This is a genomic window from Terriglobus sp. 2YAB30_2 (assembly GCF_052114765.1).
Lineage (GTDB): Bacteria > Acidobacteriota > Terriglobia > Terriglobales > Acidobacteriaceae > Terriglobus.
Genome location: NZ_JBFRFJ010000006.1, coordinates 35975 through 49486, shown reverse-complemented (window position 1 = coordinate 49486; position 13512 = coordinate 35975). Strand labels below are relative to the sequence as shown.

Here is a 13512-nt window from a genome sequence, read left to right as displayed (position 1 = left end):
AGAGTCTTTGCCGCCACTCCAACTGAGGATGCACTTGACGGGCATGACTGTTTTTGAGGTTACACAATCTGGTGCAGAAGACGCAGAATTTCCAATGATTTTGGCTCTGTTAACGCAACATTCACGATTTCGTTAACGGGTCGTAACCGGAGCTGGCGAAGCTCAAAGGTATATGAAACTCATCAGGCTTGCCCTTCTGCTTGCCATCTTCTGTATCCCGTCATTTGGCCAGATGACGACCGCCCGTCTGGTAGGTACCGTAACCGACCAGAGCGGCGCTGTGATTCCCAACGCAACCGTAGTCGTGAAGAATATCCGTACCGGTGAGAGCCGTACGGTGACGACCAACGATTCGGGTCTTTATATCATCCCGTCGCTCGTGCCCTCTGAGTACGAGGTGAAGGTCACGGCGAGCGGCTTCTCTGATGCCGAATCCAAGGGTGTGGTCCTTGCCGTCGGCCAGGAGCTGGTGAAGGACATCAGCCTGCCGGTAGCCGGCAGCGCAACCTCGGTGCTGGTCGATGCCGGTCAGCTCGTCGCCCTGGATACCTCTTCGGCACGTATCGGTGCCAACATTGCCAGCCGCGAGATCGAAGACCTGCCGATCAATGGACGCCAGGTTTCGCAGCTTTACCTTCTGGCTCCGGGCGCGACCAACGTCGGCTCTGGCAACTTCGGTGAGATCCGCTTCTCCGGCCGCGCCGTAGAGCAGAACATCCTTCGCCTGGATGGCGTGGAAGCTACTGCCATTATCGACGCCGCCCCCGGAAACTTGAACGGTGAAGCCAACTCGATCTTCCGTCTGCAGCAGTCGCTGGAAGCCATCCAGGAGTTCCGTGTCGACTCCAACAGCTACCCCGCCGAGATGGGTACCGGAACCGGTGGTCAGATCAGCTTCGTGACGAAATCGGGTTCGAACGCATTCCACGGATCGGTCTTCGAGTATCTGCGTAACGACTTCTTCGATGCTCGTAACACCTTCAATGCGGTAAACGTCGCCAACAACTCGCCGAAGTTCCGTCTGAATCAGTTCGGTGGCTCAGTAGGCGGTCCGCTCATCAAGGACAAGCTCTTCTTCTTCGGCGTGTATGAAGGTCTGCGTCAGTACTGGAACGTCGCTTCGACCGGCAACACGATCTCGAACTACACCATCTCCCGCATTCCCACCAACTCACCCATCCGTAATGTTGTGGGCGCCTATCCTTTGGATCGGAATCCGATCGCGATCGAGCAGCCGGGCGCAACCTTCACGGACGGTACGGTCAATGGAGCCACCGGACGCGAGCTGGTTTCGGTCAGCCGCGCAGTGCCCTTCTCGCTGACGGAGAGCTTTGCGGCCGTTCGTTTTGACTACCACTTCAATGAGAAGTACTCCTCCTACGTTCGTTTCAATCGGGACCAGGGTACGGCGAACCAGACACAGGATCCGGCGCTGGGCCTGACGCAGAACAAGTATGTTCCGCAGAACGGCGTGATCGCGCTGAATCAGGTGCTCTCGGCTTCGATGTTCAACGAGACCAAGGTGGGCTTCAACTATGCCAAGACGCGCGTCAACGGCGTCAGCGGACCGAGCCCCAATGCTGATCTGAGCGCCAGCTTATTCAGCATCGCCAATGCCGTCAAGCCGGGTGGTCTGGTTACGACCTCTTCGAGCTTTACCGGCCGTGGCGCACCGTACACCGCGTGGAGCATCTCGCCGATCGACAACTTCTCGATCGTCAAGGGAAACCACAACCTGAAGTTTGGTTTTGAGTCGCGCATCATCAAGATCTACAACGACCAGCTCGGCGGTACGCAGTACACCTTCAACAGTGTCAGCAACTTCGTGAACAATGTTCCGGATACGACTGCGTTCAATGGTGACCTCAGCGCTCCGAGCCCGTTCAGCGGCATCTCCGGTAATGCGCAGATGCGCCAGAACTACTACATCGGTTACGGTCAGGATGAGTGGAAGCTCCGCCCCACACTGACACTGGCTTATGGCCTGCGCTATGAGTACTTCCAGCCCCTGCATGAAGTAAACGACAAGTACGTCTTCTTCGATATGACAACGGCTACCCTGTACTCCAGCGGCCGCGTCGCAGCGTTTCCCAAGTACAACAAGAGCTGGTTTGGCAGCTCAACGAAGAACTTCGGACCGCGTCTGGGCCTGACCTGGGCTCCCGCCGGTCTGCACAACAACACGGTGGTCCGCGTCGGTGCCGGCATCTTCTTCGGCCCCGGTCAGACGGAAGATCAGGTGCAGCCTGAGGCAAACGACCGCGTAGGCCGCAGCTTCTCGAACGGCGCGCAGCCCTATCCGGCGAACACGGCGAACCTGCTGTCGAGCTTTGACGCCAACAATCTCTCCGGCTTCCAGCCGCGTGCGTATGCTCCGTACTATCACCTGCCGGAGCGTGTGGCGACCTACACCTTCTCGATCCAGCAGCAACTTCCGGGACAGATGCAGATGATGATTGGTTACGTCGGATCGCAGGGACGGAACCTCTTCCTGCGTTCGATCACCAACCGCATCACCAGCGTGACGACCAATGCCTCGACCGGCGCCGGCACTGCGGTACGTGAGTTCGGCAGCCGCTACGGCGAAATCGACTACAAGACCTCAGGTGGTACGAACCATTACCACTCGCTGCAGTCGACGTTGCAGCGCCGCTTCCGTCAGGGCCTGTCGCTGGGTGCGCAGTACACCTGGGCGAAGGAACTTGGCACGACCAGCGGATCGAACGAAGCCAGCACGGCGCAGAATCCTTACGACTTCAATACAGAGTATGGCCGTGGCAACTTCGATATCCGTCATAGCATGAACGCGACGGTTCTGTATGACCTGCCGATCGGCCATGGCAAGTCGATGGACTTTGGCAGCATCGGTAATGCGGTGGTGGGTGGCTGGCAGATTGGCGGTATCGTGAACTTCCGCTCGGGTCTCCCGGTCGATGTTCTGATCACCCGTCCTGACATCGCCTACGTCGGTACGCCGACTTCCGGTACCTACGCGGGCAAGGTCTACTCCTCGCCCGTGCTCTCCTCCTCGTGCCCGGCTTACTCCAGCGGCACCACCAGCGTGAATGCTGGCGTCTGCACCACGGCGGTGGTCAACGTTCCGGGCGGCGGCAACACCCGTAACATTCGCCGCGTGAACCTGGTGCCTGGCGTCAACCCATATACCAACGTCGGCAAGCAGTTGCTGAATCCGGCTGCGTTCACAATTCCGACGCCTGGAACCTTCGGTTCGCTGCGCCGCAATAGCCTGAATGGCGCCTCGCTGGCTCAGCTCGATATGACCCTGGAAAAGACCTTCGCTATCACCGAACGTGTGAAGGTTGACTTCAAGGCCGAGGGCTTCAACATCCTCAACCACCCGAACTACGCTGTTCCGGGCACCATCCGCCTGGCGCAGGGCATTCCGACGGGCGGTAATGCGGCCACCACGACCATCAGCAACGGCGTACAGCCGGGACAGGCATACTCCACCGGTACGGCAGGTTCGAACTTCGGAACCTTCACCTCGACGGTGGGTAACCAAGTGGGACAGGGAGCGAACCGCCAGCTCCAGCTTTCGGGCCGTATCAACTTCTAACCTGACGAAAACACGACTCCCCGCGGCGTGCCCCAACCAGGGCACGCCGCATTTTTGCCTGTTTTTTCGCTTGACTCCTGTTTTTGCGGGGGTTAATCTTTGCGCAACTTCATTGGCAGCTCTCGCCAACCCGGTCCGGCTCCCGTTAGCGCTAAGCGCAGCGCGGCGGCTGGATGTGGCATCTAATTCTCACAGTCAGTCAACCTTCACCGCCGTATCTGCTGACGGAGGTCAGCAAACTGCTTGATGAAAAAAGCGCTTGAAATTACGCCCAACATCGAGCCCCTGTTCGGGACCCGCGACGAAAACCTTCACCTGATGGAAAAGGCCCTGCGTGTTGCCATTGACCTGCGATCGGATGCGGTCATGGTGACGGGGGATCCGGAGAGTATTGAACGGATCGAGAAGATCTTCACGGACTACGACCAGCTTTGCAATCAAGGCATTGTCCTGCAGAACGGGGAGTTGCATGGCATGTTGAAGCTGGTTGTCTCAGATCCGCGCATTACCCTGCGCGGACTGGTCGAAAGCGGACGGCAGCGCTCCACCGGCGTAAAACGCACGGTGCAGCCGCGCTCGCCCAATCAGCGGAAGTACATTGAAACCATTGAAGAGAACGATATGTCGTTCGGCATCGGACCGGCCGGTACCGGCAAGACCTATCTTGCCGTGGCTATGGCCGTCTCCGCGCTGATGGCGAAGAGAATCAGCCGTATCATCCTGGTTCGTCCGGCGGTTGAAGCCGGCGAGCGCCTGGGCTTCCTGCCCGGGTCGCTGCAGGAGAAGGTAGATCCGTACATGCGTCCGCTTTATGACGCTCTGTACGATTTGCTGGATCCGCCACGCGTGGACAAGATGCTGGAGACCAACGTCATCGAAATTGCGCCGCTGGCCTTTATGCGCGGCCGTACGCTGAATGACGCCTTCATCATCATGGATGAGGCGCAGAACACCACCAACGAGCAGATGAAGATGTTCCTTACCCGCCTTGGCGCCAATTCCAAGGCGATCATCACCGGCGACCTGTCGCAGATCGATCTTCCGAATCCCAAGAAGAGCGGCCTGCTGGAAGCGTTGCGGGTGCTGGATGGCGTGGAAGGCATCGGTTTTGTTCACTTTGAAGACGCGGACGTCGTACGCCACCACCTGGTGCAGCGTATTGTGCGTGCCTATGACAGCTACAGCCGGGAGCAGCGGGAGCTTCCGCTGGGACTGGAAACTCCACTGGGAGAGCCGATGTCGACGGCCGCTCCGATCAAACGAATCGCAAAGCCGCAGTAGGACGGCATCGAATCGGGTAACATCATGGAAAGAGGGCGTTACGCCCTCTTTCCTGTTTCTGCATGATTCGCATCGAACCACAAGAGATGCCTGCTGCCGCGGAGATCAATCGAACCCGCCTGTCGCGCTACCTGCTGCGTGCACGCCGTGCTACGTGCCTGGAAGGCCAGGTGGATGTGCTGCTTACAGACGATAAGACGGTAAAGCGGCTGAACCGCGACTTCCGCGGTAAGAACAAGGCGACCGACGTGTTGTCGTTTCCCGCCGGCGATTTTGCTGAGGGAATCGTAGGCGATCTGGCCGTCTCGCTCGATACCGCATCAAAGCAGGCAAAGCGCTTCGGCCTCACCCTGGAGGACGAGATTAAGACGCTATTGCTGCATGGCCTGCTGCACCTGGCCGGCTATGACCATGAGACCGACAACGGCGAGATGGCCGCCGAGGAGACCCGCCTGCGAGCGAAGCTGCGGTTGCCTAGCAGCTTGATTGCGCGCGTCGAGGGTGGCCGGCGATGAGCTACTGGACCCTAGGGTCGCTGCTTCTGTTGCTGGCGGTACAGACACTCGCCTCCTACATCGACCGCGTGTACTCGGAGATGGGTAAGTTCCTCTCTCGCGACTTCCAGGAAAACGTCGATGCCTGGACGCGCGCGGCGGAGCCGAAGATGATTCTCGGCCGGGATACGCTGGCGCTTTCGGCTTCGGTGCTGCGCCAGATCACGCTGACGGCGATCGCTGTATTGTTCGGAGCCAAACTTTACAGCTCGCTGACACTGCTGCCGATCCTGCGGCATGGCCCCCGTCTCCCTGACTTCGCGATGACGGCGGTTGAGCTGGTGTGCATCGTCATCCTCTTCGACCGCCTGGTCCCGTATCTGCTCTTTGTCCGGACGAAGGGACTGTGGATCGCACGGCTGCGCCTGCCGCTGGTACTGATCTTTCTGGCGCTGTTGCCCATCACAGGTCTGCTGAGCCTGCTGATCTCAATCATTGCGCTGGCGGAGCCCGAGGAGCAGGAAGAGGAAGAGAACTCCTCGGAGGGCGTGGACGCCCTGCTGGATGCCGGCAAGGAAGAGGGCATCCTGGAGGAGAGCGATCGTGAGTTGGTGCGCAGCGTCGTGGAGTTCGGCGATAAGGTTGCGCGTGCGGTCATGACGCCGCGTCCGGAGATGTTCTGCGTTCCCGGCACCATGACCCTGGACGAGTTCACAAGCCTGATGGCGAAAGAGGCGTATTCGCGCGTGCCGGTCTATGGAGAATCCATCGACATCATTACCGGCATTGCGTTTGCGCGCGATCTGTTAGGCGTGGCCGACTCCGAGGCCGCCCGCCAGACAGTGGCCAGTATTCAGAAGCCGGTCGCGTTTGTCCCCGAGACCAAGAAGGTGAACGAGCTGCTGAAGGAGATGCAGCGGGCCAAGCAGCACATGCGCATCGTGGTGGACGAATATGGCGCGGTCGCGGGACTCATCACGATTGAAGACCTGCTGGAGGCGATTGTCGGCGACATCGAGGATGAGCACGATGTCGAGGAAGAGACCAATGAGCCGGTCGGCAATCCGCAGGAGGGATGGTCCGTTCCTGGACGTTTCGAGGTTTCGCGCCTGCGCGAGCTCTTTGAGAGCCAGAACGATGAGCTCCCGGTCGATCTGGAGCTACCTTCCGCGGTGGAGGCGACGACGGTCGGCGGTCTGGTAAGCGAATTAGCCGGCCATATCCCGCACTCGGGAGAGGTGGTGGAGGCCGGGCGGCTGCGTCTGGAGATACTGTCTTCGACCGACCGGCGGGTGCAGCGTGTGAAGGTACAGATGGCCGCTTCGCCCGAGACGGCGGATAATCAATAGCGATGCCTATTCGTTCCGGATTCGTTTCCATCGTCGGCCGCCCCAATGCCGGCAAGTCGACGCTGGTGAATGCGCTGCTCGGCCAGAAGCTGGCCATTGTGACGCATAAACCACAGACCACACGCAATCGCATTCAGGCGGTGCTGGAGGTCCCTCTCAAGAAGAAGACAACACGCCATCCAGGCCATCCTGCGGCGCAGATCATCCTGGTGGATACGCCGGGAATTCACAAGCCCTCTACGGAGCTTGACCGCCGCATGATGCAGGAGGTGCATGACGCCCTGGAAAGCCGCGATGCGGTGATCTTCATGGTAGACGTGACTCACCGGCTGCCGCAGGAGGGCGAAAAAGTGACCGGCAAGGCGAAGCTGTCTCTGGACGAGCACAACTTCACGCTGGGCCTGGTCAAAAAGCTGGACTGCCCGGTGATCCTGGCGCTGAATAAGATCGACGAGCTGCAGCGCGACCAATTGTTGCCCCAGATCGCCTACTGGCAAAAGCAACATGACTTCGCTGCGGTGATTCCCATCTCGGCAAAGAAGAAGGACGGTCTGGAGCGGTTGATCGAGGCCATCATCGCCGTATTACCGCTAGGTGAGCGCTACTTCCCGAAGAATCAGATCACAGACCAGCCCGAGCGTTTCCTGGTCGCTGAGCTGATCCGCGAGAAGGTGCTGCTTTTTACCGGTGAAGAGGTGCCGTATGCCGCGGCTGTTGTCGTCGAGCGTTTTGAGGAGCCGGTAAAGAAGGGTGCAGCGACGCGCATTGCCGCGGCGATCTACTGCGAGCGTGCTGGACAGAAAGCGATTCTGATCGGTAAAGGCGGAGCGATGCTGAAACAGATCGGAACTGCCGCGCGCAAGGAGATGGAGTATCTGCTGGGCGGCAAGGTCTTTCTGGAGTTGTTTGTGAAGGTGCAGTCGGAATGGAGGTCATCGCGTGGGTTTATCGATGATCTCGACTGGCGCAAGCAGCTTGAGGACCTGGCGATCAAGCAGTCGAATGAAGAGTAGCGGAATAACTCTGTTCCAGGTTATTTCATACTGTCATTCTTAGTGACGAACTCGTTGCCCCATTCTTTGCGACTCGGGGTCCCCGGCCAGCTTCGCTGGCTGGGGTGACAAGCAAAGGGTGGGATATCGCGTTATGCGCGACAGTTTTTATCGTCCCAGGCTCGATCTCTTTGGTTGTCATTTCGTAGCGCCCAGAGGGCGCGGAGAAACCTGCTCTGTCACTACCCTCTCGGCTCCATAGTCATGGACAGGGAAAAGCGGTCGAGCTTCGCTCGATACCCCACCCTTCGCGATAAAGCCGCGAAGAATGGGGCAACGGATGTGTGCCTACCGAAATTATCCGGTTCTCGCTATCCCGCGTAGATCGTGTTCTCCAAAAACTCGTTCAGGAACTTGCCCTTCGGGTCGTAGTGATAGATCAGGTTCTTGAAGCGGGTAAGGTTTGGCAGCCGGCGCTGCAGCACGCGCGGGTCCATGGTGAAGAACTTGCCCCAGTGCGGAATGGCCCCAAAGGGTGAGAGTACGGCTTCAATCTGCGGCACCAGGCGTGCCACGGCTTCGGGCTCTGCCTTCCAGGTGAAGTGAATGCCGAGCGAGTCGCGGCGATAGTTCGGGCTCATCCATAGGTCGTCAGCCGCGATGGCGCGCAGCTCAGTGACGTGCAGGTGCGGTGTGATCTGGTCCTTCAGTGTCTCGACGGCGAGAATGGCGTCGTAACCCATATCAATGGGAACAAAGAGCTCGGTCTGGATCTCTGCGCCGGAGCTGGGTGTGAACTCCATGCGGAAGTGCGGCAGGCGCTCGTGCCAGGGGCCGGGGACACCAAGCTGCTGGGTGCAGTTCACGGGATCGAGTCCGGCCAACGGATGCAGGTTGGTGGTCGCTCGTGTCGCTCCATAAAATTCCGCCGGTGCAGTAATACCGTCATCCACGCGCTGCTTGAGCCACACCTGCGTAGCGCGATGGTCCTGCCAGGTAGTGAAGAGAGACACAGAGTAGGCTGCGTCCATGATGGTACGCAGGTTGCCTTTCAGGTGGTCGAAGGAGAGGTTTTCATAGACCGTCTGCGCCACTTCGAAGGCCGGTTCCACCTGCAGCGTGATCGAAGTGACGATGCCGAGGGCGCCGAGGGAGACAACGGCGCCGGGAAAGGTATCTGGGTTTGCGTCGCGCGTCAGCGTGACCAGGTCGCCGTTGGCGTTCAGGATCTCCAGCCCAACGACTGCGGCAGCGAGATTACGATTGCGCAACCCCGATCCATGCGTTGCCGTCATCACGCCGCCTACGACTGAGATATGCGGCAGTGAGGCGAGGTTATGAATGGCATGGCCACGGCTGTGCAACCACACGGCCAGATCGCCGTAGCGCACACCCGCTCCCAGCGTGACGGTCCGGTCGGCTTCATTGAGCGTGATGGAGGTTAGCCGTTCGAGCGAGATCTGAACACCGTCCGAGTCGGCAATGCCGTGAAAGCAGTGCCGCGTGCCCAGGGCGCGTAGCTGCGATGTCTCCCGCACCAGCTCCTGTGCTTCTTCCACAGAGGCAGGGATCAGCAGATCGCCGGCGTTGTAGGTATAGTTTCCGGCCCAGTTGGTGCGAGGTGCTGCATTCGTCATGGTCTTGCTTATTCCTTGATGTTGATGCCGAGGGCCTTCATCTTGCGGTAGAGGTGGGAGCGTTCCAGGCCAAGGAGCTCGGCCGCGCGGCTTACATTGCCGTGGACGTCGTCCAGCTTTTTCAGGATGTAATCGCGCTCATAGGCCTCACGCGCCTGCAGCAAGGTGGGGAAATCTTCCGTCCGGCCCGGTTTGCCGGGCTCGCGGTAAACCAGCACGGGAAGATGCTTGCGTTCGATGCGCTGCACGCGCGGGTTCAGGATCAGCACGCGCTCGATGACGTTGCGCAGCTCACGCACGTTGCCCGGCCAGTGATAGTGCTGCAGCGTGGCGATGGCGTCATCGGCGATCTCCATACGCGGACGTCCGTACTGGCGGCCGAACTCGAGCAGAAATTCACGCACCAGCAGAGGAATGTCTTCCTTACGGTCGCGCAGCGGCGGAACGAAGAAGGGAATCACGTTCAGGCGATAGAACAGATCCTCACGGAAGTTGCCGCGGGCGATCTCTTCCTGCAGGTCTTTGTTGGTGGCGGCGATGACGCGCACATCCACGGCAATGGGGGAGGTGGCGCCCACCGGCGTGAAGCGCTGTTCGTCGAGGGCGCGCAACACCTTGGCCTGAGTCTTGAGGCTCATGTCGCCGACCTCATCGAGAAAGAGAGTGCCCAGGTGAGCGCGCTCAAAGGTGCCCGGTTTATTCTGCGTCCCATCGCCTCGCTGGCCGAAGAGCTCGGCTTCGATGAAGTCCTCAGGGATGGCGGCACAGTTGAGCTCGACAAAGGGATGTTCTCTGCGCAGCGATTCGCCGTGCATGGTGCGGGCGATCAGCTCCTTGCCTGCGCCGGACTCCCCATAGATAAGAACGCGGCCGTTGGTGGGCGCCATCAGCCCGATCTGCTGACGTAGCGCCTTCAACGGGACGGATTGCCCGGTGAGTGTGGCGCTGGTCGCGAGCTGGCGCTTGAACTCCTGGTTCTCAAGCCGTAGCTGGCGCGCCTGGATCGCATTACGCAGCACAAGCAGCGTGCGGTCGAGAGAGAGGGGCTTTTCGAGGAAGTCGAAGGCGCCAAGTTTGGTGGCGCGAACCGCGGACTCGATAGTGCCATGACCGGAGATCATGATCACCTCGGGCGGCGAGGAGAGATTCAGAGCACGAAATTGCGCCAGAAGATCGAGCCCGTCAGCATCCGGGAGCCAGATGTCGAGCAGAACGGCGTCCCACGTACCGTCCTGCAACAGTGCCAGGCCTTCGGCTCCGGTGGCGGCGCTGGCGACGTGGTATTGCTCATCGCTGAGGATGCTTTCGAGGGAGGTGCGGATAGAGGCTTCGTCGTCGATGACGAGAATGTGATTCATGGGGGAGGGCTCAGTTGCTGGCTGTGAGTTGCTGGTTAGGTTGTGTGGGCTGGTTGTCTGATTCCGATGCAGACGGCAGCTCGATGATGAAACGTGCGCCGACCGGTGTGGCGCTCTCAGCGCGGATGGTCCCGTGGTGCTCTTGCACAATCTTAGCGGCGATGGCGAGACCGAGTCCGGTGCCGCGCTGTTTGGTGGAGAAGTAGGGAAGGAAGAGTCGTTCCCTCATCTCGTCGGTTACGCCGGTACCGGTGTCTTCTACCACCAGCTCAACCATGCCCGAAGGCAGCGGCGATGTGCAGATGCTCAGCTCGCGCAGAAGCTGGTTCTGCATGGCTTCGAGGGCGTTGTCGATCAGGTTGGAAAGGGCACGCTTCAAAGCCTCCGGGTCCGCCAGTACAAGCGGCAGCGAACGGGAGAGGTTTTGGCGGATGCGAACGTTTTGGGTGCGTCCGGCGAAGAGGGCCAGCGAGTTTTCGACGATGGTGTTCAGGTCGGCGGGACGGGGCCGCGCCATCGGGAACTCGGCGAGGGACGAGAACTGATCGACCAGCGTCCGCAGGCTCTCAACCGCGGAGAGGATGGTGTCGGAGCTGCGGCGAATCACGGCGGGCGAAGGCGACTCGAGATGTGCTTCCTGGAGTTGGGTTTCAATGCGGCCGGCATGACGCTGAATCTGCTCGGCCGAGAGCGAGATGGGCGTAAGAGGATTCTTGATCTCGTGCGCGACCCGGCGGGCGACTTCCTTCCATGCGGATTGACGCTGGGCGCGCAGCAGCTCGGTGGCATTCTCCAGAACAAGGACGTAGCCGCGATGGTTGCGCTCGGCGGACTCCAGCAGCGCGACGGTAATGGAGAGGTTTAGGCCCATCATCTCGATCTCAGTCGATGCCGAACCCATGCGATGCGACCGCCGGAAGAGCCGCTCAAACTCCGGCATGTGTTCGGCGGGGATGACGGAGGAGAGGGCGAGACCGGTGAAGGCGCGCTGGCCGYCGGGATCGAGCATCTCGCTGAAGGCACGGTTCGCCAGCATGGCGCGCYGGTGTATATCGAGCATGACGACGCCATTGGGAATGGTCTCGAGCATCGTCTCCAGCTCTTTACGGCGGGCCTCCAGGGCGGCATTGGCGAGGGAGAGCTGCTGGGTCGATTCGGTGATCTGCGCACGGGAGCTCTGCAGGTCGGTCGCCATGTGATTGAACGATCGCACCAGCTCGCCCAGCTCTTCGGTGGCGCTGGCCTCTACGCGCCGGGCATAGTTGCCGGCAGCGATGTCTTCCATCGCGTCGGCCAGGGTCTCTACCGGCCGGGTAACCTGCCGCGAGAGGTGCAGACCGAGCCAGACCGAGGCGAAGAGCGCCAGGCCCGTGATCATGAGCAGCAGCAGCATGTACTGGTTGCGGATGGAGCGTCGTGTGCGGAAGAGGGTCCAGTAGGTATCGGCAGCGGTGCGGATGCGGTTGACGGTGTCAGACATGCCTGCCGGCAGAGGAAGGCCGACGACGACGATGTCTCCATTGGGTTTGACCCATGCCGTACCCAGAGCGAAGTCCTGTTTGCCTACGGAGTAGAGGGGGTCGTCAGAGCGGAGCGCCGTCTGGAGCAGCTCTGCGACGGAGGCGGAGGCCTCCGCTGCAGTGCTTCCCTCCGGAAGAAGCTGTTTGATGACGACATGGCCATTCTGCTCCTGCGGCAGATGGATGGCGGCGACCAGGACATTGTTGCGGTAAATGGCGACGAAGCCGCCCTGCAAGGTGATGTCGTGTTCCTGCAGCTTTCGGAGCAGGTCCTTGTTGTTGCTGGGGAGGGAGGTGGCAATCGCCTGGGCCTCGGCACGTGCGTTGGCAGCGGCATAGCGGGAGAGCTCCACGGCGAGGGAGTTGGAGTCATCGCGGAGCTGCGTCACCGGCTGTGAGAACCAGCGTTCGACCGCGCGATTCATCAACAGGTAACTGAAGGCGAACATGAAGGCGATGGGCAGCAGCGACAGGATGACGGCGCCCCAGACCATGCGTGCCCGAAGCCGGGAACCGAGAAGACGCGAACGGTGCTCCGCATAGAGCTTCAGCAGATTGCGCGTCAACAGGATCAGGACAACCACGAAGAGCAGGAAGGCGATGGTCGACAGCGCCGTAAAGAGAAAGATCTGCGGCGTGGAAGATGGGTCCAGGAAGTCGAGTTTGAAGGCGTTAAGGGCCGCCAGGGTGAGGAACAGGACCAGCAGGCACACCCCGAGAACGATGGTGAGGGCCTTACGCGTTGGCGTGGCAGGGCTCATGCAGTCCGTGAAGATTATGGTACAGAATGCTGTATGGCGACGGTGGCAATGTTCAGTGCGCGGGAAGCGGCTCGGATGCTCGGCATCAGTTATCCGACGATTAAGCAGTGGATTCTGAGCGGCAAGTTGAAGACAGTGACGACCCCCGGGGGGCATCACCGTATTCCGGAGCCGGTGCTGAAACCATACCTTGCCGAGGACCGGAAACGGCCCCAGGAGGAGTCGCGTGAGCGGTACCGGCGGGTCTCCGGACGGAACCAGATCGTCGGGAAGGTCGTCAGCGTCCGGATCGAGGGTCTGCTGGCGCAGGTGGTTTTGGCGATCGGCGAGCAGCGGATCAACAGCATTATTACCGCGGAGGCGGCACGCGAGCTCGGCCTGAAAAAGGGACAGACGGCGGCAGCCTTGGTGAAGTCGACCGATGTGATGATTGAGCGGTTGGATTAGGGTGTGTCGCGGTTTCCGGTGGGAGCAGCGGGCGAAACCCTCAAACCGTTGCGCGTAGCGCAACCATTTCGCACCCCGGGTGCGAATGCCTTGCTT

General features: G+C 60.2%; 9 protein-coding genes. 6 read left to right on the top strand and 3 right to left on the bottom strand.

Features of this window, described 5'->3' with window-relative positions:
- Positions 1 to 172 precede the first annotated feature (172 nt).
- The 5 genes from AB4Y89_RS10990 to era all read left to right on the top strand — a co-directional run bounded on the left by AB4Y89_RS10990 (position 173) and on the right by era (position 7714).
- Entirely contained in the window at positions 173 to 3577 is a 3405-nt protein-coding gene (locus tag AB4Y89_RS10990) for a carboxypeptidase regulatory-like domain-containing protein (protein ID WP_442300973.1), read from the top strand.
- Between the two features lie 243 nt (positions 3578 to 3820).
- Positions 3821 to 4858, top strand: a complete 1038-nt coding sequence (locus AB4Y89_RS10985; protein WP_442300972.1) for a PhoH family protein — start codon at positions 3821 to 3823, stop codon at positions 4856 to 4858.
- A 62-nt stretch (positions 4859 to 4920) separates the two neighbouring features.
- Positions 4921 to 5373: an rRNA maturation RNase YbeY gene (gene ybeY, locus AB4Y89_RS10980; RefSeq protein WP_442300971.1), complete on the top strand. Its 453-nt coding sequence runs from the start codon at positions 4921 to 4923 to the stop codon at positions 5371 to 5373.
- Positions 5370 to 6701, top strand: coding sequence for a hemolysin family protein (locus AB4Y89_RS10975; RefSeq protein WP_442300970.1), 1332 nt, complete (start codon positions 5370 to 5372; stop codon positions 6699 to 6701). The genes ybeY and AB4Y89_RS10975 overlap by 4 nt, the downstream gene beginning before the upstream one ends.
- Positions 6702 to 6703: 2 nt before the next feature.
- Positions 6704 to 7714, top strand: coding sequence for a GTPase Era (gene era / locus AB4Y89_RS10970; protein WP_442300969.1), 1011 nt, complete (start codon positions 6704 to 6706; stop codon positions 7712 to 7714).
- 350 nt (positions 7715 to 8064) lie between these two features.
- Here the strand turns inward: era and AB4Y89_RS10965 are convergent, their stop codons facing one another.
- The 3 genes from AB4Y89_RS10965 to AB4Y89_RS10955 are packed head-to-tail and all read right to left on the bottom strand — an operon-like array spanning position 8065 to position 12969.
- Entirely contained in the window at positions 8065 to 9330 is a 1266-nt protein-coding gene (locus AB4Y89_RS10965) for a D-arabinono-1,4-lactone oxidase (RefSeq protein ID WP_442300968.1), read from the bottom strand.
- Between the two features lie 8 nt (positions 9331 to 9338).
- Positions 9339 to 10688: a sigma-54-dependent transcriptional regulator gene (locus AB4Y89_RS10960; RefSeq protein ID WP_442300967.1), complete on the bottom strand. Its 1350-nt coding sequence runs from the start codon at positions 10686 to 10688 to the stop codon at positions 9339 to 9341.
- Positions 10689 to 10698: 10 nt separating this feature from the next.
- The gene (locus tag AB4Y89_RS10955) at positions 10699 to 12969 is read right to left on the bottom strand and encodes a sensor histidine kinase (RefSeq protein ID WP_442300966.1); all 2271 of its coding nucleotides are present in this window, start codon (positions 12967 to 12969) and stop codon (positions 10699 to 10701) included.
- 33 nt (positions 12970 to 13002) lie between these two features.
- On the opposite strand from AB4Y89_RS10955, the gene AB4Y89_RS10950 reads away from it, so the two are divergent.
- Positions 13003 to 13416 (top strand): TOBE domain-containing protein, encoded by a 414-nt coding sequence (locus AB4Y89_RS10950; RefSeq protein WP_442300965.1) that lies wholly within the window; start codon positions 13003 to 13005, stop codon positions 13414 to 13416.
- Positions 13417 to 13512 lie beyond the last annotated feature (96 nt).

What these genes read in the sequence shown, in the direction of transcription:
- AB4Y89_RS10990 (WP_442300973.1), top strand. Translation starts at nt 173, where the DNA reads ATGAAACTCATCAGGCTTGCCCTTCTGCTTGCCATCTTCTGTATCCCG.
- AB4Y89_RS10975 (WP_442300970.1), top strand. Translation starts at nt 5,370, where the DNA reads ATGAGCTACTGGACCCTAGGGTCGCTGCTTCTGTTGCTGGCGGTACAG.
- ybeY (WP_442300971.1), top strand. Translation starts at nt 4,921, where the DNA reads ATGATTCGCATCGAACCACAAGAGATGCCTGCTGCCGCGGAGATCAAT.
- era (WP_442300969.1), top strand. Translation starts at nt 6,704, where the DNA reads ATGCCTATTCGTTCCGGATTCGTTTCCATCGTCGGCCGCCCCAATGCC.
- AB4Y89_RS10960 (WP_442300967.1), bottom strand. Translation starts at nt 10,688, where the DNA reads ATGAATCACATTCTCGTCATCGACGACGAAGCCTCTATCCGCACCTCC.
- AB4Y89_RS10965 (WP_442300968.1), bottom strand. Translation starts at nt 9,330, where the DNA reads ATGACGAATGCAGCACCTCGCACCAACTGGGCCGGAAACTATACCTAC.
- AB4Y89_RS10950 (WP_442300965.1), top strand. Translation starts at nt 13,003, where the DNA reads ATGGCGACGGTGGCAATGTTCAGTGCGCGGGAAGCGGCTCGGATGCTC.